Origin of the sequence: Streptomyces sp. NPDC059906, from assembly GCF_042730645.1 — a bacterium.
GTDB classification, from domain to species: Bacteria; Actinomycetota; Actinomycetes; order Streptomycetales; family Streptomycetaceae; genus Streptomyces; species Streptomyces rubrogriseus.
The window spans coordinates 1-23,757 of the sequence record NZ_JBHWKU010000052.1 but is presented as its reverse complement, the minus strand read 5'-3'; the positions used below and the strand labels follow the sequence as shown (position 1 = coordinate 23,757).

18 protein-coding genes are annotated in these 23,757 nt (G+C 73.5%); 6 read left to right on the top strand and 12 right to left on the bottom strand.

Annotated features, from left to right (window positions below):
• The first annotated feature begins 734 nt into the window (after positions 1-734).
• The gene (locus ACFV9J_RS39010; protein WP_385362751.1) at positions 735-1,547 is read left to right on the top strand and encodes a BTAD domain-containing putative transcriptional regulator; all 813 of its coding nucleotides are present in this window, start codon (positions 735-737) and stop codon (positions 1,545-1,547) included.
• Positions 1,548-1,581: 34 nt separating this feature from the next.
• Complete coding sequence (locus ACFV9J_RS39005; RefSeq protein WP_385362750.1) at positions 1,582-2,196, top strand: NADH oxidase; 615 nt, start codon at positions 1,582-1,584, stop codon at positions 2,194-2,196.
• A 49-nt stretch (positions 2,197-2,245) separates the two neighbouring features.
• Here ACFV9J_RS39005 and ACFV9J_RS39000 read toward each other — a convergent pair whose 3' ends face one another.
• The 10 genes from ACFV9J_RS39000 to ACFV9J_RS38955 all read right to left on the bottom strand — a co-directional run bounded on the left by ACFV9J_RS39000 (position 2,246) and on the right by ACFV9J_RS38955 (position 16,459).
• Positions 2,246-2,854: a DNA-binding response regulator gene (locus ACFV9J_RS39000; protein ID WP_385362748.1), complete on the bottom strand. Its 609-nt coding sequence runs from the start codon at positions 2,852-2,854 to the stop codon at positions 2,246-2,248.
• A 79-nt stretch (positions 2,855-2,933) separates the two neighbouring features.
• A complete protein-coding gene (locus ACFV9J_RS38995; protein ID WP_385362746.1) occupies positions 2,934-4,178 on the bottom strand; it encodes a sensor histidine kinase in 1,245 nt (414 codons plus the stop codon).
• Positions 4,179-4,272: 94 nt separating this feature from the next.
• Positions 4,273-4,920 carry a response regulator gene (locus ACFV9J_RS38990; protein ID WP_385362744.1) on the bottom strand — a complete coding sequence of 216 codons (648 nt, stop codon included), beginning with the start codon at positions 4,918-4,920 and terminating at the stop codon, positions 4,273-4,275.
• Between the two features lie 2 nt (positions 4,921-4,922).
• Positions 4,923-6,110 (bottom strand): sensor histidine kinase, encoded by a 1,188-nt coding sequence (locus tag ACFV9J_RS38985; protein WP_385362742.1) that lies wholly within the window; start codon positions 6,108-6,110, stop codon positions 4,923-4,925.
• Between the two features lie 50 nt (positions 6,111-6,160).
• Positions 6,161-8,365, bottom strand: coding sequence for an MMPL family transporter (locus ACFV9J_RS38980; RefSeq protein ID WP_385362740.1), 2,205 nt, complete (start codon positions 8,363-8,365; stop codon positions 6,161-6,163).
• 88 nt (positions 8,366-8,453) lie between these two features.
• Positions 8,454-9,347, bottom strand: coding sequence for a kinase (locus tag ACFV9J_RS38975; protein WP_385362738.1), 894 nt, complete (start codon positions 9,345-9,347; stop codon positions 8,454-8,456).
• Positions 9,344-12,691: an amino acid adenylation domain-containing protein gene (locus ACFV9J_RS38970; RefSeq protein WP_385362736.1), complete on the bottom strand. Its 3,348-nt coding sequence runs from the start codon at positions 12,689-12,691 to the stop codon at positions 9,344-9,346. The genes ACFV9J_RS38975 and ACFV9J_RS38970 overlap by 4 nt, the downstream gene beginning before the upstream one ends.
• A complete protein-coding gene (locus ACFV9J_RS38965; RefSeq protein WP_385362734.1) occupies positions 12,688-13,926 on the bottom strand; it encodes an ATP-grasp domain-containing protein in 1,239 nt (412 codons plus the stop codon). Before ACFV9J_RS38965 ends, ACFV9J_RS38970 begins: the two co-directional genes overlap by 4 nt.
• On the bottom strand, positions 13,923-15,392 hold the full coding sequence (gene argH, locus ACFV9J_RS38960; RefSeq protein ID WP_385362732.1) for an argininosuccinate lyase: 1,470 nt from the start codon (positions 15,390-15,392) through the stop codon (positions 13,923-13,925). The genes ACFV9J_RS38965 and argH overlap by 4 nt, the downstream gene beginning before the upstream one ends.
• On the bottom strand, positions 15,389-16,459 hold the full coding sequence (locus ACFV9J_RS38955) for a cysteine synthase family protein (protein ID WP_385362731.1): 1,071 nt from the start codon (positions 16,457-16,459) through the stop codon (positions 15,389-15,391). The genes argH and ACFV9J_RS38955 overlap by 4 nt, the downstream gene beginning before the upstream one ends.
• 275 nt (positions 16,460-16,734) lie before the next feature.
• Here ACFV9J_RS38955 and ACFV9J_RS38950 point away from each other — a divergent pair, with 275 nt between their 5' ends.
• Complete coding sequence (locus ACFV9J_RS38950) at positions 16,735-17,445, top strand: thioesterase II family protein (RefSeq protein ID WP_385362729.1); 711 nt, start codon at positions 16,735-16,737, stop codon at positions 17,443-17,445.
• A gap of 13 nt (positions 17,446-17,458) precedes the next feature.
• On the opposite strand, the gene ACFV9J_RS38945 is transcribed toward ACFV9J_RS38950, so the two are convergent.
• Positions 17,459-18,811, bottom strand: coding sequence for a class II 3-deoxy-7-phosphoheptulonate synthase (locus tag ACFV9J_RS38945; RefSeq protein WP_385362728.1), 1,353 nt, complete (start codon positions 18,809-18,811; stop codon positions 17,459-17,461).
• A 177-nt stretch (positions 18,812-18,988) separates the two neighbouring features.
• Here ACFV9J_RS38945 and ACFV9J_RS38940 point away from each other — a divergent pair, with 177 nt between their 5' ends.
• Positions 18,989-20,518 carry an anthranilate synthase component I family protein gene (locus ACFV9J_RS38940; protein WP_385362726.1) on the top strand — a complete coding sequence of 510 codons (1,530 nt, stop codon included), beginning with the start codon at positions 18,989-18,991 and terminating at the stop codon, positions 20,516-20,518.
• Positions 20,515-21,099: an anthranilate synthase component II gene (locus tag ACFV9J_RS38935; protein ID WP_385362724.1), complete on the top strand. Its 585-nt coding sequence runs from the start codon at positions 20,515-20,517 to the stop codon at positions 21,097-21,099. The genes ACFV9J_RS38940 and ACFV9J_RS38935 overlap by 4 nt, the downstream gene beginning before the upstream one ends.
• Here ACFV9J_RS38935 and ACFV9J_RS38930 read toward each other — a convergent pair.
• Positions 21,089-22,471 (bottom strand): PLP-dependent aminotransferase family protein, encoded by a 1,383-nt coding sequence (locus ACFV9J_RS38930; protein WP_385362722.1) that lies wholly within the window; start codon positions 22,469-22,471, stop codon positions 21,089-21,091. The genes ACFV9J_RS38935 and ACFV9J_RS38930 overlap by 11 nt on opposite strands.
• Positions 22,472-22,612: 141 nt before the next feature.
• Here ACFV9J_RS38930 and trpD point away from each other — a divergent pair, with 141 nt between their 5' ends.
• The gene (trpD, locus tag ACFV9J_RS38925; protein WP_385362720.1) at positions 22,613-23,704 is read left to right on the top strand and encodes an anthranilate phosphoribosyltransferase; all 1,092 of its coding nucleotides are present in this window, start codon (positions 22,613-22,615) and stop codon (positions 23,702-23,704) included.
• The last annotated feature ends 53 nt before the right edge of the window (positions 23,705-23,757 follow it).

Sequence of the window (23,757 nt, the reverse complement as noted above, 5' to 3'; positions counted from 1 at the left end):
ACGGTGTCGCCCGCGCGGACCACGGCACCCGCGACCGGCTGCCAGCTCTCGTTGGCGCTGACGACCATTTCGACGCCGGCGGGGCGGGCGCGTCGGCCTCGCTCTGGGGGCCCGGCAGCGCCCTGTCCCCCGCCCTGGAACGGCGCCACGCCGGCCAGGGCCAACCCGCCGCCCGCGACGGCGACGAGTGTGGCGGCGCCGGCGAGTGCCGCAGTCGGTGGGTACCGCACTGCTGTTGGCCGCAGCAGAACGTCGGCCGGCTTCACGTCGCGGTGCAGGGTGTCGACGAGGTGTACGGCACCGAGGGCGTCGCCCCAGTTGTCGGCCGAGGCGCGCGGTGTGAGCCGGGGTGAGTGGCCCGGACGGGCGAACCGGGGCCGCGAGTGAGGGCCGACGAGATGGCCAAGGGCATGCGCGGCGCGATGTGCCTGCGCCACGGCGCCCGTCGCCTGATCGTCGTCATGGAGCGCATCTCCAGGGACGGCTCCCCCAAAATCGTCGAGGGACTGACTGCTCGTACCCGGCACAGACACACGGACGTCTCGGTGATCGGCGACGGGCCCACCGTCAAAACTGAACGTCTGCCTGCCCTTCGCACCCCCCGCCACCTGCCGCGTATGAAGTTCTCATACCGGTGGGCTCGCAGGATTCACCTCCTTCTCGTGGCGCCCTCACTGTCGCCCGCACGGCGCCGGATGCCAGGCTCACGCCATCCGGGAGAAGAGGTAACTGGCATGGTCTATCTGGACATTGGAATGCTCGGTCCGTTCACGGCCTCGGTGGACGGTGTCTCCATCGTCCCCAGCGCGGCCAAGCAGCGCAGGCTGCTCGCACTGCTCGCGGTCGGCGGCGGAAGGGAGACGAGCATGGCCGCCATCGCCGAGGAGCTGTGGGAGGGATGCCCTCCGGCCGGCCCGGCGGCCGCCGTGCAGACGTATGTGAAGCAGTTGCGGCAGCGGATCGCCGCCGCCGTCTCCCTGCGCACTCCGTGCGTCGATCCCAAGGAGATCCTCAGCCGCGGGCACAGCGGCTACCGGCTCGACATGCCCGACGTACGGGTGGACGCCCGGGTGTTCGAGCGTCTCGTGCGCGAGGGTGAGCGGGCGATCGGCCGCGGTGAGGACCGGCAGGGTGTCCGGCTGCTGTCGGACGCGCTCACCCTGTGGCGCGGGCAGGCCCTCAGCGACGTGCGCTCGTCGGGCGCCCTGCGGGCCGAGGCACTGCGGCTGGACGAGGTACGGCTCGCCGCCGTCCAGTCGCGCATCGACGCCGAACTGCGGCTCGGTCAGCACGCGCACCTGGTCAGCGAGCTGACGGCGCTCACCACGCTGCATCCGCTGCAGGAGAACCTGCACGCGCAGTTCATCGTCGCGCTCTATCGCAGTGGGCGCCCCTCGCAGGCTCTGGAGGCGTTCCGGAGGCTGCGTGAGGCATCCGTGCGCGAACTGGGGATCGAGCCGTCACGGCGGCTTCAGGAGCTGCACCGCTGGGTGCTGACCGGTGAGCCGCTCCTTGACGCCCCGTCCTATACCCTGACCGCGTTCTAGTGGGCGGCAGGTCCCCTCGAAAGGAGGGCAGGCAATGCCACACACGCCTGCTGACGTCGTCACGGTCCACCTCTGGTCGCTGTCCGAGGACGTGACCGTCGAGGACGACGAAGGACACGACCAGGTGGTGCTCAAGAGCCGCTGGGGCCTGGACTGCGTGGACCGTCCCGGGCCCGAGGTACGGGAGGTGCTGCGGCGGATGGAGCTGGGGCCCGTGGTCCTGGCCAACGTCGCCGAGCCGCACGTCGACCTCACCGAGATCCTGCTGCCGGTGCTGAGCCGGCTGTCCCATCTGGTGGTGCGCACCCTCGGGGTGGAGGATCTGCGGGGCCCGCTGCTGTCGGTGTTCCCGTTGACGCCGGACGCGCCGCTGCCCCTGGTCTGGCTGCCGGACCAGCGGGCGGTGCGGCTCCCGCGCGGGATGGTCCTGACCATGGGTGATGCCGGGCTCTCGCTGGAGGCCGACGACTGTCCGCACCGGGTCGTGCTGCACCGGCCCGAGGCCGCGCTGGTGGTGGCCATGCTGGCCTGGCCGGTCACCCCGGACAGGGCGAAGGCGGAACTGCCGCTGCCGCTGCACGTGACCGAGGGCATCCTCCGGTATCTGGCGGCGGCGGGCATGGCGCCGCCCGCGTACGACGGCGGATGAGCCGGCAGGCGTCAGACCAGCCGGCCGATGTCGGACCAGCCGGCCGGTGTCAGACCAGCCAGCCGGCGTCCCGGGCGATGCGGATCGCGTCGACCCGGTTGCGGGCGTTCAGCTTGGTGACCACCGTGGTGAGGTAGTTGCGCACGGTCCCGGTGGACAGATGCAGGGCGGAGGCGATCTCCTTGGCCTCGGAGCCCTCCGCCGCCCGCCGCAGCACCTCCGTCTCCCGCTCGGTCAGCGGGCTCTGCGCACCGCCCCACGAGGCGAGCGCCAGCTTGGCGTCGATGACCCGGTGGCCTGCGACGATCCGCCGGATGGCGTGCGCCAGTTCGGCCGGTGACTCGTCCTTGAGGAGATAGCCGTGCACCTCGGCGGCGAGCGCCCGGCGCAGGGTGCCGGGGCGCCCGAGGCTGGTGAGCATGAGCGTCTTGCAGCCGGGCAGACGTTCCCGTAGCTGGACGGCGGCGCTCAGACCGTCCAGGCCCGGCAGATCGATGTCGATCACCGCGATGTCGGGCCTGACCCTGAGGGCCGCGTCGACGATCTCGTCCCCACGCTCCAGTTCGCAGACGACTTCCAGATCCCTCTCCAGACCCAGAAGCGCCACCAGCGCCCCCCGGACCATGTTCATGTCCTCGGCCAGCAATATCCGAATCATCGCGGCGCGCCCCCCTTTTTGGCACAGCGATTCGTCGCGGCAGCTTATCAACCCGGTTGAGAGCGCAAACAATTCATTGTCACGCCGCCGACTGGCCGCCGTCCGCCCGGTCTTCCCAGTCCGCGTCGGCCGCGCCGCCGGGACTGCGCTGTTCGGGGACGCGGGCCACGATCCGGAACGTCCCGTCGTCGTTCTGCTCCACGCTCAGACTGCCGTCGACGGCGCGCAGCCGCGTCTGCAGATTGCCGAGGCCGCTGCCGCTGTGCGGTGACGGGTCCCGATGGCCCTTCGCCGCACCGTCGTTGACGACGATCAGCCGCACCTGGCCGGCGTCCCGCTCGGCGGCGATCTCGCAGAACGTCGCGCGGCTGTGGCGCAGTACGTTGGTGACCGCCTCGCGCAGCACCGTCGCGAACACGGTCTCCAGCTCCTGGTCCAGCCGCCCGGTCCGGACGTGTGCGACGACGCGCACGTCGGCGGCGCTGAGCACGGACTGGGCGGAGCCGACCTCGTCCTCGAGGGACATGTCGCGGTAGCCGCTGGCCACGATGCGCACGTCGGCCAGTGACTGGCGGGACATCGTGAGCACGTCCTTGACCTCGGACTTGGCCCGGGCCGGGTGCGCGGGCAGCAGGCGGTGGATCAGCTCGCCCTTGAGGGTGATCGCCGAGAGGCTGTAGCCGAGCAGGTCGTGCAGGTCCCGGGCGAAGCGGAGGCGTTCCTGGGTGACGGCGACGCGGGTGAGTTCACCGCGGGTCTCGTGCAGGACGCGGATCAGGTCGGCGAGCCGGGTGAGGCCGAAGATCACGAGCCCGGTCAGCAGGGTGGACTGGACGTAGTAGAACGTCTCGACCACCGGCAGGTCGACGAGCAGGGGCGGGGCGAGCATGGAGGCGCCCACCACCCCGTACAGCAGCCAGGCCTGCCGCGGCGGCAGGAGCAGCAGGAGCGAGCCCGCGAGGAAGCCCGCCATCGAGCCCCACTGCGTCCGGAAGACGAGGAGGGGGAGGTAGGTCAGAAGTGCCTGGACGCCCAGGGTCAGGGCCTTCTGGCCGGTGGACGCGAGGTGGGCGCCGGGCCTGGAGTGCAGTACCTGCAGTCCGAGGATTCCGAGCAGGCACAGGGTCGCCGCGGTCACCTCGACGACGGCGGAGTGTGAGCTGAGGATGTTGAGCAAGGTGACGCTGAAGTAGCACGACAGCGCCGCGAGGAGCACGAGCCGGCCCAGCCGGGGGGCGGGGATGTTGCCGCTGCCGCCGGGCGCCTCCTCCGGTTGCCCGGGGTCCTCGACCACCTCGCGCAAGGGTGCCTGACGGTACGTCATGTTCGAATCCCCTCTCGCGCAGCCCCGTCCCCGGTGTGGAGCATAGGCGAGCAGGATGTGGATCACCTATGGGGTTGCCGAACCTCGGACGGGCTCAGGAGCGCACGAGCAGTCCGCGTTCCAGGGCGACGACGACGGCGCGCGTGCGGTCGCTGACGTCGAGTTTCGCGAAGACCCGCAGGAGGTGTGTCTTCACCGTGGCCTCGCCGATGACCAGGCGGCGGCCGATCTCGGCGTTGGACAGGCCGTCGGCGACGGCGTGCAGCACGTCCCGTTCGCGGGCGGTGAGCGCGACCGGTTCGGGGCGGCGCATCCGGGCCACGAGTCGCTCCGCGACCTTGGGCGCGAGGACCGTCTCACCCCGCGCCGCCGAGCGGATGGCGTCGGCGAGCTGCTCACGGGTGGTGTCCTTGAGGAGGTAGCCGACGGCGCCGGCCTCCACGGCCCGTTCGATCTCGACGTCCGTGTCGTAGGTGGTGAGGATCAGCACCCGGGTGCGGACGGGAAGGGCGACGATCTCGGTGGTGGCGGCCACCCCGTCGAGCACCGGCATGCGCAGGTCGACCAGGGCGACGTCGGGGGCGAGCCGCTCGACGAGGCCCACGCCCTCGCGGCCGTCGCTCGCCTCGCCGACGATCTCGATGGTGGGCTCGTTGGTCAGCAGGGCGATGACTCCGGCGCGCATCACGGCGTGGTCGTCGACCACGACCACACGGATCCGGCTGTTCGCGGTGTCGGTCATGGTCAGTCCTGACTGTGCGTGGGAAGGCTGGCGAGAATACGGGTGCCGTCCCCGAGGGAGCTGGTGACGGCGAGTTCGCCGTCGAGTTCGGCCAGCCGCCGGCGCATGCCGTCGAGGCCGAAGCCGTGGGAATCCTCGACGAGGAAGCCGCAGCCGTCGTCGGTGATCTCCAGCTCGACGACGCCGGCGAGTTCGGTGAGGATGACGCCGACGGTGGACGCGCCCGAGTGCTTGCGCACGTTGGCGAGGGATTCCTGGGTGCAGCGCAGCAGGGCGACGCGGGTGCGCTGGTCCAGTTCCATGTCGCGCAGTTCGGCGGTGACGGTCAGGCCGGTGTCCTGGACGAAGCGGTCCAGGGTCCGGCGCAGGGTGGCGGCCAGGGAACCGGGTGCGACGCCGCTCTCCGGGGCGGAGCCGACCAGCACCCGGGCCTCGGCGAGGTTCTCGCGCGCGGTCTGCTCGATGGAGGTGAGCTGTTCGACGCAGCGTGCGGGATCGGTGACGGTGACGGCGCGGGCGGCCTCCGCGAGCACCACGATGGAGGCGAAGCCCTGGGCGAGGGTGTCGTGGATCTCCCGGGCGATCCGTTCACGCTCCTCGGCCGCGCCCTGCTGCTGGTACACGGCCACCAGTTCCTCCTGTGTGACGGCGAGTTCGGCGGTCAGTTGCTCCTGGCGTTCGTTGCTCTGGCCGACGAAGCGGTGCACCCACAGCCCCAGGCCCAGGCCGACGCCGTAGGCGACCATGGTGAGCACGACGTTGCCGGTGAGGAACTGGGGGCTCCAGCCCTGGCCGAGCGTGCTGCCGAGGACGGTGAGGACGGCGGCGGCGGCGCTGAGCGTGCCCGCGTCGCGCGGGGTGCGGGCGAAGAGCCAGAACTGCGGCAGGGACACCATGTAGAAGGCGGCCCCGCCGTCCAGCAGGTAGGACGTCCCGCCGAGGACGAGGCCCAGCACGGCGAGGTAGGTGCGGGGCCGCAGGACGGGGTTGTCCGGCCGGGCGATGAGGGCGAGGTGGCACAGCGCGATCAGGGCGAGCAGGCCGAGGACCCAGTACCTCCGGGCCGGCGACGCGTCGAACACGGCGACGGCCGGGGGCAGCAGGCCGAACAGGATCCAGCCTGCCGAGTACCATCCGCGGACGCGGTCCGGCACGAGCCGGTCGCCCGGCTGCTGCTGCCACTGAGCCACGGTGATTCACCTCGCTCACAAGGGAGTTGCGGGACCGACGGTCGAGTCGATCAGTTTACCGACTCCAGGGTGCGGGGGGCCGGTTCGGTGCTGCGCAGGGCTCGGCGCACCGCCCGCGAGGGCCACCAGTTGGCGCCGCCGAGCAGGAGCATCATGGACGGCAGGACCAGCATGCGGATCACGAAGGCGTCCAGGAGGACGGCGACCGCGAGGCTGAAGCCGATCTGCTTCATCTCGATGATGTGCAGGGCCGCGAAGCTGGCGAAGACCGTGACCATGACCACGGCGGCGCTGGTCACCACGCTCGCCGAGCTGCCGATGCCCTCGATCACGGCCTGGCGGGTGGGGACTCCGCGCAGGGCGGCCTCCCGGATCCGGCTGATCACGAAGACCTGGTAGTCCATCGACAGGCCGAACAGGATCACGAAGAGGAACAGCGGGACGCGGGCGCCGATCGAACCGGTGGAGGTGAAGTCGAGCAGGCCTTCCGCCCAGGTGTGCTGGAAGACCAGGACGAGCACGCCGAGCGCGGCGGCGGCCGACAGGAGGTTCAGGACGATGCCGACCAGGCCGAGGACCACGGAGCGGAACGCCCACACGGTCATGGCGAAGGTCACCAGGAGCAGGGCGCCGAGGATGAGCGGCAGCTTCTTCTCCTGGTGGACCGGGTAGTCGGCGTAGCGGGCGACGTCACCGGTCACCGCGAATTCGGTGCCCTTCACCTGGCCGACGGTCTCGGGCAGGTACGTGTCGCGGATGTCCTTGAGCGAGGACTGCGCCTGGTCGCTGCTGACGTGGTGCGGGACCTGCAGTTGGAGCAGGCTGATCCGCTTGTCGGGGGACGTGCTCAGCCGGGAGTCGCCGCTCAGCCGCGGGTCGTCCTTCACGTCGGCGGCGAGTTCGCGCAGGGCGGCGGTCACCTCGGGCGAACGGTCGGCGTCGGCGCGGACGACGACCTGGTGCATGGCCTTCAGCTCCGGGTAGGCCGCGTTCAGCCGGTCGTAGACCTGCATGGCCTCGATGGAGCGGGAGTGTGTCTCGCGGCCCATGTCGGTGAGGTTGAGGCCGAGGACCGGGGCGGCGAGGGCGAGCATCGCGGCCACGGCGACGGTGAGCGTGGCCAGGGGGTGCTTGCCGACGGGGCGCAGCGCGGCGGCGGTCAGGCGGCCGGGGCCGGCCAGGTGCGCCTTCTGCTTCTTCGGTGCGAGCCCCCGGGCGGCCCGGCGCTCGGCCCGGCGCTCGGCACGCATGCCCAGTTTGGCGAGGAGGGCGGGCAGTGCGGTCAGGGAGCTGACGACGGCGACGAGGGTGACGACGATCGCGCCGGTGGCGATGGAGGAGAAGATGACGTCGTCGGCGAGGTAGAGGGTGGCGCTGGAGACGGCGACGGCGAGACCGGAGACGACGACGGCCCGGCCGGAGGTGGCGGCGGCGAGTTCGACGGCGGCCTGCGGGCTCAGTTTGCCGCCCGCGCGGGCCCGCTCCTCACGTTCGCGCTTGAGGTAGAAGAGTGTGTAGTCGACGCCGACGGCGAGGCCGATCAGCAGGATGATGTTGATGCCGATGCCGTTGTCGGGGAAGACGTGCGAGGCCACCATCGACAGGCCGACGGCCGCGGCGATCGAGGACAGGGCGAGCAGCAGCGGCACGAGGGCCATGGCCACGGAGCTGAAGACCAGCAGCAGGGTGACGAGGGTGACCGGCAGGGCGATCATCTCGGTGCGCGCCAGGTCGTCGCCGCGCAGCTTGTCGACGCCCTTGCTGATGGACGGCGATCCGGTCTCCTCGACGCGCAGCGAGGGGTTGGCCTCCTGCACGGCCTCGGTCTGCTCGATCAGCGGGTCGACGTGGTCCTTGCCCTCCCGCTCCGGGGCCTTCATGGTGACGGTGACCCGCACCGCCGTGCCGTCCGCGTTGCGTACCGGGTCCTCGACGGTGAGCACCTCGGGGAGCTTCGCCATCCGGGCGGCGACGTCGGCGGCGGCCGAGTCGGCGGCGGCGATGTCGATCTTCCCGGTGCCCGGCTTCGCGGTGATCAGGACGTGTTCGACGGGCCGCTGCTGTAATCCGCCGTCGGCGGCGATCGCCTCGCCGCGTCCGGCCTCTCCGATGCGGAAGTCCTCGGTGCTCGCCTCGTTGGTGCCGACGGAGATGCCGACACCGAGGCACAGGACCACGAACACGAACCAGCCGACGATGCCCCGCCAGGGGTGGACGGCGCTCCAACGAGCCATGCGTACGGTGAGATTCTTCATGGCATCCATGCTCTTCGTCGGGGCCGTGGTGCCGACAGCGGCGACCGGTTGAACTTCGGGTCCACCGACTGGTGGACCCCCGTCCGGCTCAGTGGAAGCTGAGGGTGTGGAAGACCGTCACGTTGCCCTCCAGTTCCCGGCACCGCTGCGCGGCGGCGGCGAGTCGGCCCGCGCTGTCGGGCGCCGTGGTGTCCAGCAGGATCCCGAGGGAGGTGCCGCTGTGGCCGACGACGACGCCGAGGCCGCCGACGTCCTCGCAGACGCGGATCATGGGCTCCAGTGACCTCTTGTGGCGCAGTACCTGGTTCATCCGGGCGCTCTCGGTGGCGACGCGGCCGGCCTCGGCCAGGTCGCGGCGGGCGACGGCGCGCGTGATGCGGTCCAGGAGACGGGCGTACTGCCGCCGGTCGGCCCCGGTGAAGGGTTTCGGTATGGCGTTGAAGGCGACGGTGTCGACCGCGCCGCCCTCGTCGATACCGACGACCGTCATCGGGGGCAGCGAGCCGAGTTCCGCGCGCAGCCGCACGCTGCGGTGGTGGAAGGCGACGATCGCCGGGTACAGGACGCCGTCGGTCGGTTCGATCCTGGCCAGGTACGACTCGATCCGGCGGGGCGGCATGGGTTCGCCCAGGGCGTTGGCGACGGCCCGTGCCGTGGCCACCAGGTCGGCGGACGAGCTGGCCAGGCCCTTGCCCTCGGGCAGGGTGCTGTCGATGACCAGCGTCCCGCCGCCGGGCCTTCCCGCGTCGTCGAGGATCATCCCGGCCAGCCGCAGCGCCTTCTTCTTGTGCCCCGGTTCCACGCTCACCCGCGCGCGGTCCGGGGTGAGGACGAAGCGTGCCGTGGACCAGCGGGCCACCGGCAGGGTGACCAGGAAGTCTCCGTCCTCCTCGGGCAGCGCGCCCTGGAGCAGTTCACCGAAGGTGCCGAAGGCGGTGCTGACCCCGGTGGCCGCCACCTGGCGGTAGTCGGTCGTCGTCACGTGCGACTCCTGTCCTCGACGGGTCTGTCCCGCACGGGCGTACGGGTGGTCGCCGCCCGTACCCGGGCCGCGCTGAGGGCCGGCCGGGTGGCGACGAAGTAGGGGCCGCCGTCGTCCAGTTCGTGGAGGGTGACGCGCTCGGCGAGGGCCCGCCAGGCGCCGACGGCACGCGCGGCCTGCGCGGTCCGGGGGTCGTCGCGGGCCACGACGACGTCCACCGGGGCGGCCAGGCGGTGCGGCCGCGGCTGTTCCTGGAGCCGGATGAGGTGCCGGTGGGAGGTGTCCACGTCGTGCCGGTAGGCACGGTCGGCGACCTCGGCCCGCTCCGGCTGGTACCCGTCCAGTTCCACGTAGGCGTGGCCGCCGCGCAGCCGGCCGAGCAGTGTGCGCCGGTCCACGGCCGCCAGCTCGGCGAGTTCGGCCCGCAGCACCGCCGTGCCGGGCAGCAGCTGGGCGCCGAGGAAGACGCGTTCGACGGGACGTCCTGCCGCTTCCAGGAGCCGCGCGGTCTCCAGGGCGACGGCGGCTCCGGCGCCCTGGCCCCACAGCAGGACGGGCGAGGTGATGCGGGCGAGGATCTCGTCGGCGGCGCGGCGGCCCAGCTCCGGCACGTCGAGCAGGGGTTCGTCGGGGTCGGCGAAGTCGTGGCCGGGCGGTTCGGCCCCATACACGGCGACGCCGTCGCGCTCCAGTTCCCGCGCGAGCGCGCGGTAGTTGACCGCGTTCCCGGCGGCGTAGGGGAAGCAGACCAGGGTGTGGTGCGGGCTGTGCACCGGAAGCAGGGGATGCAGCAGCCTGGGCCGGCGCGGACGCGAGGAGGCGCCGGGGTGGCCGCGGGTGAGGGCGCGGGCCAGGTCGGCGAGGACCGGGTGGGCGACGAGAGCGGCGAGGGTCAGCCGGCGGCCGAGCTGGACGAGGAGCCGCGCGGCGGCCAGGGACGTGCCGCCGAGCGCGAAGAAGCTGTCGTCCCGGCCGATCCGTTCCAGGGGGACGCCGAGTACTTCGGCCCAGGCCACGGCGAGGCGCCGTTCCTCGGGTGTGGCCGGAGCGGTGCGGGTGGCACCACCGTGGCCGAGTGTGCTTGCGAGTTCGGCCAGGGCCGTCTTGTCGACCTTGCCGTTGGCGGTCAGCGGGAGCCGTTCGAGCCGGTGGCAGTAGGTGGGCACCATGTAGTCGGGCAGCAGCGCCGCGAGGAAGTCGCGGGCCCGCGCGGCGGCGTCGCGGGCGGCCGCGTCCGTCTCGTCCGTGGTGAGGAAGGCGACGAGGGTGCGGGCGGCGCCGGGGCCGCCGTCGATGACGACCGCGACGTCCCGCACGCCCGCCATGGTCGCCAGGTGGTGCTCGATCTCGCCCAGCTCGATGCGGTAGCCGCGGATCCGCACCTGTTCGTCGTGGCGGCCCAGGAACTCGAGGCGGCCGTCGGGCAGCCAGCGGCCGAAGTCCCCGGTGCGGTACATGCGGGTGTGGGCGCGGAAGGGGTCGGGGACGAAGGACTGCCGGGTGCGTTCCTCGTCGTTGATGTAGCCGCGGCCCACGCAGACGCCGGAGAAGGCGATCTCGCCGGTGGTGCCGAGCGGGACCAGCTCCAGGTTGTGGTCGAGTACGTAGGTGTTGACGTTCGGCAGTGATCGCCCGAGCGGCACGAAGCCGTGTCCCGGGACGCCGTCCAGGACCTCGTGCATGGTGTCGTCGCAGACCTCGGTGGCGCCGTAGGCGTTGACGAGGCGGACACCGGGGTGGGCGGCGAACCAGCGGCGGACGAGTTCCTGGCCGAGGACCTCGCCGGTGACGCAGAGGGTGTGCAGGGCGCCGAGGTCGCGCGGGTGGCGCTCCAGGTGGCGCAGCAGGACGTCCAGGTAGGCGGGCAGGGTCTGGGCGACGGTCACCTTGCGGTCGACGAGTTCGTCGAGGAACCCGGAGACGTCGAGCAGCACGTCGGTGTCGATGATGCGGGTGGTCGCGCCGGCCACCAGCGGCGCCGCGAACTGCCACAGGGAGATGTCGAAGCCCACGGACGCGGTCTGCGCCACGACCTGGCCGCGGCCCGCCGCGAGCCCCATGTCGTCGATCTTCGCGCTGAGATGGTTCAGCAGGCCCGCGTGCTCGCACAGGGCGCCCTTGGGGGCGCCGGTGGAGCCCGAGGTGAAGTAGATGTAGGCGGCCTGTTCGGGAGCGGGCGGTTCGGGCAGCGGGCCGTCGGGGCCGGCCGCCGTCCCCTCGATGTTCACGACCGCCGGGCCGTTGCCCTCGAGTTCGGCGGCGGCCTTGCGCACGACGCTCTCGCAGTGGTGGTCGGTGAGGGCCAGCACGCAGACGGACTCCCGGAGTTGGACGGCCACGCGTTCCACGGGCAGCCCGCCCGGCATCGGGAGGTACACGGCGCCCGCCTTGAGTACGCCGATGGCGCTCGCGATCCAGTCCAGGGTGCGGTCCATGACGACGGCGACGACGTCCTCGGCGCCCGCTCCCGCCGCGGCCAGGACCCGTGCGACGCGGTCGGAGCGCGCGTCGAGCTCCCGGTAGGTCCAGGTCCGGTCGCCGTGGGCGGCGGCGGGGGCGTCGGGCCGTTTCCGCGCCTGCTGCCGGAAGAGGTCCACGAAGGTGAGGGCGGGCACGTCGACGCGGGGACCGGCGAGTTCGTAGAGCTGTGTCGCGGTCTCCGCCGGGGAGAGCAGGCTCCGGCGGTCGTGACGGGCGGACGGGTCCTCGGCGAGCAGGCGCAGGGCGGCCCGCTGGTACCCGGCGAGTCGTGCCGCGTGACGGCCGTCGAAGGCACCCAGGTCGTACGTCACGTGCAGGGTGAGACCGCCGGCGTCCCGCGCCCACGCGAACCGCAGCGCGGCCCCCGGGCCGGTGCCGGGGGTGCCGGGGGCGCCGGGGGTGCCGGGGGTGCCGGGGGTGCCGGTCGTGAGCCCGGTCAGGTCGAGCACGGCGTCGGGCGCGTGGTCGAGCGCGGTGCCGCTCCCGCCGGTCGTCGCCCGCTGCGCGGCGGAGACGGCCTCGCTCAGCTCGGTCCAGGTGGAGGGGTCGACGGTCAGCCGCAGGGTGCGTGGCGAGGACCCGCGCTCCGGCGGCAGGTACCCGGAGACGACGCCGCGCTCGGAGGTGAGGGTGGCCAGCACGCGCGCGTGCGCGGTGAGCAGGAGGACGGGCAGGCCGGTGCCGAGGGCGCGGGCGGTGCGCTCCAGGTCGTCGAGCAGGTCGCGGGGTATTTCGCTGCGGTGGGTGCCGACTCCGGGCCCGCCCGCGTGCGGGGCGCGCCAGCGCGGGACGGCGGTGGTGGACTCCGGGGTGTGCGGGCGGGCTTCCTCGGGGGCCCGGCCCGAGGGGCTGGTCGCGCTCATCGGGCGGCCCTCTCTCGTGACGGATGCGGGGCGGGGACGGGCTCCACGTCGATCTCGATGAGATCCGCGGCGGCCACGGCCCGGCGGACGGCCTGCAGCGGGGCGGGCGCGGCGGCCACCACGCAGGCCAGGCGGTCCTGGAACGAGTGGGTGATGCGAAGGTCGCGGCCGGGTGCGGTGGTCGCCCGTGCGGCGAGGACTCCGGGGGCCGCGGCGGCCGCCCGCAGCCCCCGTACGGCCCTCACCCGGCCCTCGTGGGTGGCCCTGACGAACCGCACGGCGGCGTGGCCCGCGCCGGGGGCCGGGGCGGCGGCCGGGAGGCCCGCGGCACGGGCCACCACCGCGTCCACCAGGTCCACGCCCAGCGCGGCCCGCACCGCGACCGGGATCATGCCGCCCGCCAGGCGCGGGTTGACCTCGATGACGACCGGGCCGCCCGCGGACCAGCGCAGTTCGGTGTGGGCGGCGCCCCAGCCGAGGCCCAGCGCGGACAGGGCGTGCAGCGCGGTCTCCCCCAGGGCGTGGGTCGTGGGCCGCGGGGCGGCGGCGGGTACGTCGTGGCCGGTCTCCACGAAGTACGGTGTCGGACCCACGTGTTTGGCGACCACCGTGACGACCCGGCCGTCGAAGGTCTCGACGGAGAACTCCGGCCCGTACACCGCCTCCTCCACCAGGATGCGGGTGTTCGCGCCGTCGTCCAGGAGCCGCCGGGCCCACTCGCGGGTGTCGTCCGCGTCGCGGCACAGGCGTACGCCGACCGAGCCCGAGCCGCTGACCGGCTTGAGCACGACGGGGTGGCCGAGGGACTCGGCCGCGGCGACGGCCGCCGCGGCGTCCGCGACGGCCTCGAACGCCGGTACCGGCACCCCGGCCCGGCGGAGCCGTTCCCGCTGTACGTCCTTGGCGCGGCAGTCCGCCACCGCGGCACCGTCGGGTCCGGGCAGTCCGAGCGCCGCGGCGGCGCGGGCGGCCGTCGCGACGTAGTACTCGGAGCTGGAGGTGACGCCCGCGAGGCCGCCGGCCGCGGCGAGGCCGGACAGGGTGCGCAGCACCGCGTCCGGGTCAGAGGTGTCCAGGAGCCGGGTGTCGACGGCGTCCTCGGCGGCGTAGGGGTAGCGTCCGGGGTCGCGGGCGAGCAGCACGGGCCGCAGGCCGCGGGCGCGTGCGGCGGCGCAGAACTCCCGTCCCGTCCCGGTGGTGTTGCTCTCCACGAAGGCCATCCAGCTGCCGTTCATCGGGTGCCTCCCGGCGCGTACCGCGCCACGATCGCCTGTGCGTCGGCGTCCAGCCGCCGGCGTGCCTGTCGCTGACGGGCGCGGTGGGCGGCGGCCCAGTCCGCCTCTTCGCCGAGGCGGCCGCGCAGGGTGTCCAGTGCCTTGCCGCACTCCCCGGGGCCGCCGCCGCGGTTCAGCTGCGCGACCACCTCGTGCAGTGCGGCGGGGGGTGCCTGCGGTCCCTCGGGCGTCGGCGCGGCGAGTTCGGTGGCGCCGGACTCGACCGCCCGGCGCACGGCCGCGCCGACGGTGTGGTGCGCCGTACGGAACGGGACGCCCTGCGCGACCATCCGGTTGGCGACCACGGTGGCCGTCACGAAGCCCTCCTTGGCCCGGGCCTCCATCCGCTCGGCGGCCGGGCGCGCCCCGGAGACCAGCACCTGGCCGAGCAGGAGCGCGTCCCGCACGGCGGCCAGGGCCGGCCAGGCCACGGAGACGGCTTCCGTACCGACCTCGATGGAGTTGGTGAACGGGGTCGACTTCATCGCCGAGGCCGCCGCCGTCCACGCGCCGATGGCGAGAGCCGCCTTGGCCTTGACGTGTTCGAGCAGGAACGCGTTGCGCTTCTGCGGCATCGCGGAGCTGCCGCCGACGAGCCGTTCGGGGAAGTCGACGAAGCCGAACTCCTGGGTGCTCCACAGCTGCAGGTCGGTGGCGAGCCGGCTGAGGGTGACCGCGGCCGACGCGGTCACGGCGAGCCCGCGCAGCAGGGTGTCGCGGGCGCCGACCGCGTCGGTGGCGTGCAGCGGCGGCGCCGAGAAGCCCAGCAGGACGGCCGTGCGCTCCGGGTCGATCCGCAGGTCGGTGCCGGCGACGGCGCCCGCGCCCAGGGGGCAGCGGTCCAGTTCGCCGACCGTGTGCCGCAGCGCCGCGAGATCCCGGTCCAGGGCGGCGGCGATGCCCGCGAGGTAGTAGCCGTAGGTGACGGGCATCGCGGGCTGGAAGTGGGTGTAGACGGGCATGACGACGTCGGCGTACGCGCGGGTGCGGGCCAGGAGCACACCTTGCTGGCGCATCAGCTCCCCGTGCAGGCCGGTCAGTTCGTCGCGCAGCCGCATCGCCGTCACGGTCGCCTTGATGTCGTTGCGGGAGCGGGCGGTGTGCAGCCTGCCGCCGATGTCGGATCCCAGCTCGGCGGAGAGGTGGCCCTCGTACATGAGGTAGGCGCCGCGCGGGGCGTCCAGGCCCTCCAGTTCCCGGAAGCGGCCGGCCCGCAGCCGCCGTACGGCGTCGATCAGCCGGGCCGCGGCCGCACCCGGCAGCAGCCCGCTCTCCGCGAGCATCACCACGTGCGCGAGGTCGACGGTGGTGATGGGTTCGAGTTCGCGGCGGATCTCGCCGGGGCTCTGTTCGCCGTAGACGATGCGGCGGGTGCGGGGGGCGAGGGTGCCGGTGAGCCGGCCGGTGTCCTCGCCTCGGGCGCTCACGACAGGGCTCCTTCCGGCTGCGCGGCGGCGCGCGGGACGGCGCCGGGTACCTGGTCGTAGGAACGCCGGCGCCACACGAGCCGGGACCAGCGCTCCCCCACCGCACCGGGGTCGGTGACCCGCGAGGGTTCGGCCGGGCGGTCCGCGGCCGTGTGGCCGCCCGCGGCGAGCCAGGCGTCGTCGTAGACCGTGGCCTGGTAGCGGTAGCCCTCGTCGGGGAGCATCACCACACATGTGCGGTCGGGGTTGCGGTCGGCCCACCAGCGGGCGACCTGGTAGGCGGCGCCGCTGGTGGGGCCCTGGAACAGGGCGTGCCGGGCGTGCAGCGCCCGGGTGCTGGCGTACGCCTCCGTCGCGGACAGCCAGTGCACCTCGTCGAAGACCGGGTGGTCGAGGTTGGCCGGCCACAGGCTGTTGCCGAGACCGCGCAGCTCGCGCGGGCCGTCGCTCTGGCCGAACAGGACGCTGCGGTGGGTGTCGACGCCGAGGGCGACGGTGTGCGGGGTGTGGGCCCGCAGGGCGCGGGTGGTGCCGCACATGGATCCGCCCGAGCCGACCGGGCCGACCAGGCAGTCGACCGTGCCCAGCGTGCGCCGCAGTTGGTCGGCGACCGTGCCGTACGAGCGGGGGTTGTCCGGGTTGCTGTACTGCTCCGGGCAGAAGCTGTCGGGAAGTCCGGCGCGGATCTCGGCGAGCCGGTCGAGCCGGGCCGTCTGGAAGCCGCCGACCGGTGCGGGCTCGCGGCAGATCTCGACGCGCGCGCCGAGGTCGGTGAGCCTGCGGTACAGGTTGGCGTCGATGGCCGGGTCGCTGACCAGGATCAGCTTCCGCCGCATCAGGGCGGCCTGCATGGCGAGGGCGAGTCCGAAGGTACCGGAGGTGGTTTCCACGATGACCGTGTCGTCCCCCAGTTCACCCCGCTCCTCGGCGCGTTGCAGTATGTAGTGGGCGGGGAGCAGCTTCATCAGGGTGAAGACGGCACCGTAGAGGTTCGGGCCGATCCTGATGAGGCGCGGCATCATCGTCGCCTCGGTGATCGAGGGGTATGTCGAGGTGGCCGGAGGCATGGTGCTCCTGGGTTCGCGGGCGGACACGAGGTTCCTTCGGGAGAAGGCGGAGGGTTCCTTCGGGGGAAAGCGGAGCCGTGCGGGGAACGCCGGCCGCTCCGGGCGGACGCTCCCGTACGGTCCATGCTGTCGGGCCGCCCTGACAGGCGGCTGACACCCCTGGCGGGGCCGCCCTGTCAGCGGGGCGTCAGCGCGGCCCGACAGCCTCGTGCGGGCACCGGTGGGTGCCGGCGCGAGTGACGACCCCTGGGGGCAGCATGTTGTGGACGCAGGTCGTGGAACCGAGACCCTTCGCCGAACGGCGCCTGGTGTGCTTTCCGCACGCCGGCGGCTCGCCCTACTTCTTCCGCGGCTGGGGCAAGGCGCTGCACGAGCTGGAGGTGCACGCGGTGTGCTATCCGGGGCGCGCCGAGCGGTTCGGGGAGCCGCACGCCACCGCGCTCGTGCCGGCGGCCCGGCAGATCGCGGCGGAGCTGCTGGCCGTCGACGACGCCCGCCCGCTCGCCCTCTTCGGCCACAGCATGGGGGCGACCATCGCCTACGAGGTGGCCAGGGCCCTGGAGGCGGCGGGCCGCACCGTGGACCACCTCTTCGCCTCCGGAGCCCGGGCCCCGCAGTCGCACGTTCCCGACGCCGCGGCGGCGGCCGCCTGGGACGAGGCCGCGGTCGTGCGGACGCTGACCGAACTGGGCGGCACCGACCCCGAGCTGCTGGACAACCCGGCGTTCCTGGACCTGGTGGTGCCCTACATCGGCGCCGACTTCCGGATGCTCTCGGCCTACGGGCGCGGTCCCGCCCGGCCGCTGTGCTGCCCGGTCACGGCGCTGGTCGGCACCGAGGACCCCCGGGTGACCGAGGAGCAGACGGCGGCCTGGCGGGAGGTCACCCGGGGGCCGTTCCGGTTGCGGACGCTGCCCGGGGGGCACTTCTACCTGGAGCAGGACCCGCCGTACGACGTGGTGGCCGGGGCGCGGCACGGCGAGTGACCGGCGGGCCGCCTCACTGGTCGCGGTACATCTCCGCCAGCAGGAACGCCAGGTCCAGGGACTGCGTGTGGTTCAGCCGCGGGTCGCAGGCCGTCTCGTAGCGGGCCGGCAGGTCCTCCGCGAGGAGTTCGTCGCCCCCGCCGACGCACTCCGTGACGTCGTCGCCGGTCAGTTCGACGTGGATGCCCCCGGGGTGGGTGCCCAGGGCGCGGTGGACCTCGACGAAGCCCCGTACCTCGTCGAGCACCGTCTCGAAGCGGCGGGTCTTGTGGCCGCTGGGCGCCGTGGTGGTGTTGCCGTGCATCGGGTCGCTGACCCAGCACACCCGGCCGCCCTCGGCGCGGGTCTTCTCGACGAGGACCGGCAGCACGTCGCGTACCCGCTCCGCTCCCGCCCGCACCACGAACGTGAGGCGGCCCGGCTCGCGGTCCGGGTCGAGGCGGTCGATCAGCCTCAGGACGTCGTCGGCGGAGGTGGACGGGCCGAGTTTCACGGCGATCGGGTTGCTGATGCGGGAGAAGAACTCGACGTGCGCGCCGTCGGCCCGGCGGGTGCGCTCGCCGATCCACAGCAGGTGTCCGCTGCCCGCGTAGGACCGGCCGGTCTCCGGGTCGGTGCGCACGAGCGCCGCCTCGTAGTCGAGGAGCAGCCCCTCGTGGCTGACGTAGAACTCCGCGGTGCCCAGTTCCCCGGTGTCGATGCCGCAGGCGCGCATGAAGGCCAGGCTGCGGCCTATCTCGTCGGCGAGTGCCTCGTACCGCTCCCCGGCCCGGGAGCGGGCGACGAACCCGCGGTTCCAGGCGTGCACCTGGCTCAGGCCGGCGAAACCGCCCGTGGTGAGGGCGCGGACCAGCTCGAGTGTGTTCGCCGACGCCTCGTACATGGTGCGCAGGCGGGCCGGGTCGGGTGTGCGGGCCTCGGCGGTGAACTCCAGGCCGTTGACCGCGTCGCCGCGGTACGAGGGCAGGGCCACAGCGCCCTGCCGCTCGACCGGGCTGGAGCGCGGTTTGGCGTACTGGCCCGCCATCCTGCCGACCTTGACGACCGGCAGGGCGGTGGCGTGCGTGAGGACCACGGCCATCTGCAGCAGCGTCTTCAGCTTGCGGCGCACGGAGTCGGGGGTCACCTGCGCGAAGGTCTCGGCGCAGTCGCCCCCCTGCAGCAGGATGGCCTCGCCGCGGGCGACGGCCGCCATGCGCCCCCGCAGCTCCGCGCACTGGCCGGCGGTGACCAGCGGTGCGGCGGCGGCGAGCCCGTCGGTGACGTCGCGCAGCGCGGCGGGGTCGGGCCAGTCGGGTTGCTGGGCGGCCGGGAACGTCCGGCGCAGATCGGCGAATTCGGCGGTCCTTCTTTCCAGGACTTCCATGAACCGTGCCTTCCTCGAAGAGGGGCGAATATGCGCCCACTACATATCCGCTCCGGTCGTCCGGTCAAGCAATTCAGGAATGGACCGCATCGGCCCCGTCGAATTGGTCTGGCCGCGCTCGCCGGGCTGTTGATTGACTCTTCCCGTCCCTCACTCTCGATCGGCGGGGAGCTCGTCGTGAATGGAACGGAAACGGAAACCATTGATGTGCGGATGGCCGCCGCCCGGCTGCCCCGGCACGAACCGCTCGCCCTCTACACCCGGCTGACCGGCGGCCGCCCCTCGGCGGACGTGTTCCTCCTGGAGAGCCCGGCGGGGAGCGGGGAGGACCGGCGCTCGGCCGTCGTCGGCGTGGGGCGGCTCGCCGAGATCCGGGTGTACGCCTCGTATCTCGACATCGACGGCGTCCCCGCCGTGGCGGCGGCCCTCGCCCGCGCCGCCGGATCGGCGGGGCTCACGCGGGACGCGCCGCCGGGCCCGGCGGCCGGCCCGTTCCGCCTGCGCTTCACCGGCCAGGACATGCTGTGGGCGGCGCTCGGCCGGGCCCAGCGGGTCTTCGCGTTGCACGGTGACGTGCCCGAGGAGGGGTACGCGTTCGGGTTCCTGTCCTCGTTCGCGTACGAGTCCGCCTGGCACATGGAGACGCTGACGCCGCGGACCAAGGAGCCGCACGGCCCGGACATCACGCTCTCGCTCTTCCGGGACACCGTCCGGTACGACGTCGAAGGCGGCGCTCCCCGTCATCTGCGGGCCCACGGCGCCGGTTTCGCGGACGCGGGGCCGGCGGCCCGGGTCGCCGAGGCCGCCGCCGAGGCGGGGCGGGCCGCGGCCGTGGCGGCGCCGCGGGCGCCCGCTCCCCGCTCCGTCCACGACAGTGTCGCCCGCGACACGTTCCTGGACCGGGCGGACCGCTGCCTGCGGCACATCGCGGTCGGCGACCTGTACCAGATCCAGATCGGGCACCGCATCGACGTCACCACGGACCTGGAGCCGCTCGACGTCTACCGGCGGCTGCGCGAGCGGAACCCGTCGCCGTACATGTACCTGATGCCGCGGGCGGGCGGCACGCTCATCGGCGCCAGCCCGGAGCTGTTCTTCCGGATCGAGCCCGGCGGACCCGCCGGGGACGAGATCGTGATGCGGCCCATCGCGGGCACCGCGCGGCGCGGCCCCGACGACGAGGTGAACCGGCAACGCGTCAAGGAGATGCGGGAGTCCGGCAAGGAGCAGGCCGAGCACATCATGCTCGTCGACCTGTGCCGCAACGACATCGGCCGGATCAGCAGGCCCAGCACCCAGCCGGTGGACCGGCTCATGGACGTGGAGGCCTTCTCCCACGTCTTCCACCTGGTGTCGACGGTGTCCGGCCGGCTGGAGCCGGACGTGGACGTGTGGCAGGCGGTCCGCGCGACGTTCCCGGCCGGGACCATGACCGGGGCGCCCAAGGTCCGCGCCATGGAGATCATCGACGTCCTGGAGGAGGAGCGCCGCGGCAGCTACGCGGGCGCGGTGGGGCTGATCGACGTCCGCGGCTGGTGCGAGCTGGCCCTGTGCATCCGCACGATCGAGTACGACGGCGCCACGTACTCCACGCAGAGTTCGGCCGGCCTGGTCGCCCAGTCGGATCCGGAGGCGGAGTGGCGGGAGACCCTGGCGAAGATGGGCGCGGCCTACTGGGCGCTGACCGGGAAGGAGTTGCTGCCGTGAGGGTGCTGCTGATCGACGCGTACGACAGTTTCGTCCACATCATCGACCAGTACCTGCGCACGCTCGGCGCCGAGACCCGGGTCGTCCGTTCACTGTCCCGGACACCCGCCGCCCTGGCGGGGCTGGAGCCGGACGCCGTGGTGCTCGGGCCGGGCCCGGGGCACCCGGCCGACTCGGGGCACGTGGAGCTGGTGCACGAGTTCGCGGGGCGGGTGCCGCTGCTCGGCGTGTGTCTGGGGCACCAGGCCATCGGGCTCGCCTACGGCGGGCGGATCGAGGTGGCCGAGCAGGTGATGCACGGGCGGACCAGCATCGTGCGGCATGACGGGGCGGGGCTGTTCCAGGGGCTGGGACACACGCTGGAGGCGACGCGGTACCACTCGCTGCTGGTCGCCGAGCCGCTGCCCGAGGAGTTGGTGACGACGGCCGTGGCCGCCGACCACGGCTGCGTGATGGGGCTGCGGCACCGGACGCTGCCCGTCGAAGGGGTGCAGTTCCACCCGGAGTCCGTGATGACGACGGGCGGGCTGGCCATGATGCACAACTTCCTGGAGTCGGCCGGCTCACCGGTCAGCCGATGACCGCTCCCAGCTCCGCGACGGCCTCCCCGATCCCCGTGCGCGGAAGCTGGGCATGCCCCACCACGAGCGCGGGCGCCCCCTGCCCCGGCCGCGCGTGGAACGCCGCCGCGCCCCGCACCAGGACGGAGCGGCCGAGCGCCCCCGCCACCAGCGCCGCCTCGTCGGTGTGCGGGGGCAGCTGGACGTAGGCGTGCAGTCCGGCCGCCGGCCCCAGGACCGTGGCGCCTGGCAGATGCCGGCGCACCGCCGTCCCAAGGACCTCCCGGCGCTCCCGGCACCGGGCGTTGAGGTGGCGCAGATGGCGGTCGTACAGGCCGCTGCGCAGGAACTGCGCCAGGGCCAGCTGCGCCAGGCTGTCGGTGCCGAGGTCGTGCCGGGCCCGGGCGCGCAGCAGCGGGGCCAGGAGGGCGCGCGGTGCCGCGATCCAGCCCAGGCGCAGGCCGGGGGCGAGGGTCTTGCTGGCGGTGCCCGCGTAGACCACGTGGTCCGGGGCGAGCCGGCGCAGGGCGAGCGGCCGGGGCGTGCCGCGCTCGTACCAGAGGCCGCCGTCGTAGTCGTCCTCCACGATCCAGCCCCCGGTCTCCCGGGCCCAGGCGACGAGTTCCGCGCGGCGGCGCTCGGACAGGGTGACGCCGGTCGGGTACTGGTGGGCGGGCGTGACGAGCACCGCCCGTACCCCCGACGCCCGTACCGCCGCCACGTCGATGCCCTCCGCGTCGACCGGCAGCGGCACCGGCCGCAGCCCGCACTCGCGCACGAACCGGCGCTGGCGCGGATGCCCCGGGTTCTCCATGCCCAGGGCGTCCACGCCCAGTCCGGGCAGCGCCGCGCCGAGCAGGCCGAGGGTCTGCGCGAAGCCCGAGACCACCATGATCTGGTCCGGTGTGCTGGGCACCCCGCACACCCGGCCCAGGTAGTGGGCCAGTTCGGTGCGCAGGGCCGGTACTCCGGCGGGCGGCGGGTAGTCGTGGTCGGCCTGGTCGGCGGTCTGCAGGGCCCGCTGGTAGCAGGTGAGCCAGTCGCGGCGCGGGAAGTGCGGGAACGCGGGGGCGTTGGGGCGCAGGTCCCAGCGCACGTGAGGCACCCGGCCCTCCTCCAGCAGCGTCGGCCGGACCGGCGCGGGCCGCAGATGCCGTACGACCCGGGTGCCCGCGCCCTGCACCGCCTCCAGATAGCCCTCGGCGACGAGTTGTCCGTACGCCTCGACGACCACGCTGCGCGAGACGCCGAGGTCGTCGGCGAGGCTGCGGCTGGAGGGCAGCCGGCTGCCCGGGTGCAGCACTCCGGAGGCGACCTCGCTCTTGATGAACCGCTGGATCTGTGAGGTCAGCGGGACGCCGGAGTCCCGGACGACGTTCATTGCCACCTGCATGCTGCTCGCATCCCTTTTTCTGGACGGACAACCGGAGAACGGGGGTGAATTGGACCGCACGAATAACACGGAAGTGGTCTGGAACGGGACCGTCGAATTTCCCAGACTGAAATTGAACCCACCACTCATCTGGAGGTCGCCGTGAACAACTGGCCCCAATTGCTGAACGCTTTGCTGGACCGCCGGGACCTGTCCACGTCCCAGACCGAATGGGCGATGGACGAGGCCATGTCCGGGGCCGCGGGCCCGGCCCGGCTCGCCGCCCTGATGATGGGCCTGCGGGCGAAGGGCGAGACCGCCGAGGAGATCGAGGGCCTGGCGCGCGGCATGCTCGGCCACGCGGTGCCGCTGACGGTGCCGGGCCGCTGCCTCGACATCGTGGGGACCGGCGGCGACGGCTCGCACAGCGTGAACATCTCCACCATGTCGGCGCTCGTGGCGGCCGGAGCCGGGGCCCGGGTCGTCAAGCACGGCAACCGCTCCGCGTCCTCGGCCTGCGGATCGGCCGACGTGCTGGAGGAGCTGGGGGTGGCGCTCGACCTGCCGGCCGACGCGGTGGGAGCGGTCGCCGAGGAGACCGGCATCACGTTCTGCTTCGCCCCGTCGTTCCACCCGGCGATGCGGCATGCCGCCGGGCCCCGCCGCGAGCTGGGCATCCGTACGGTGTTCAACGCCCTCGGCCCGCTGACCAATCCGGCACGGCCGGCGGCCCAGGCGATCGGGGTCGCCGATCCGGCGCTGGGCCCGCGCGTCGCCGGGGTCCTCGCGCGGCGGGGCACGGACGCGCTGGTGTTCCGCGGGGACGACGGGATGGACGAGCTGACGGTCACCACTACCTCCACCGTGTGGTCGGTCACCGGCGGCGAGGTGCGCCGGGAGTCGTTCGACCCGCGGGACATCGGTGTCCCACGGGCCGCCGCGCGAGCCCTGCGCGGCGGGGACCGGGCGTTCAACGCCCGGGTCGCCCGGGATGTGCTGGCCGGGGCGCGGGGGCCGGTCAGGGACGCGGTGCTGTTGTCCGCGGCGGCCGGACTGGCCGCGTTCGACGGTGGTACCGGGCCGGTGACCGAACGCCTGGCGTCCGGCCTGGACCGGGCGGCGCGGGCCGTGGACTCGGGGGCGGCGGCGGGGGTGCTGGAGCGGTGGGTGGCGGTTGCTGCGCGGCTGAGCGGGGAGCGGTTGAGCGTCTGCGGGGCCGGGGCGGGAGGCCGGGTGCCGGTCCGTCGTGGCTGAGCGCGCAGTTCCCCGCGCCCCTGAGACGCGCGGCGGAGCCGCGCACTCAGGGG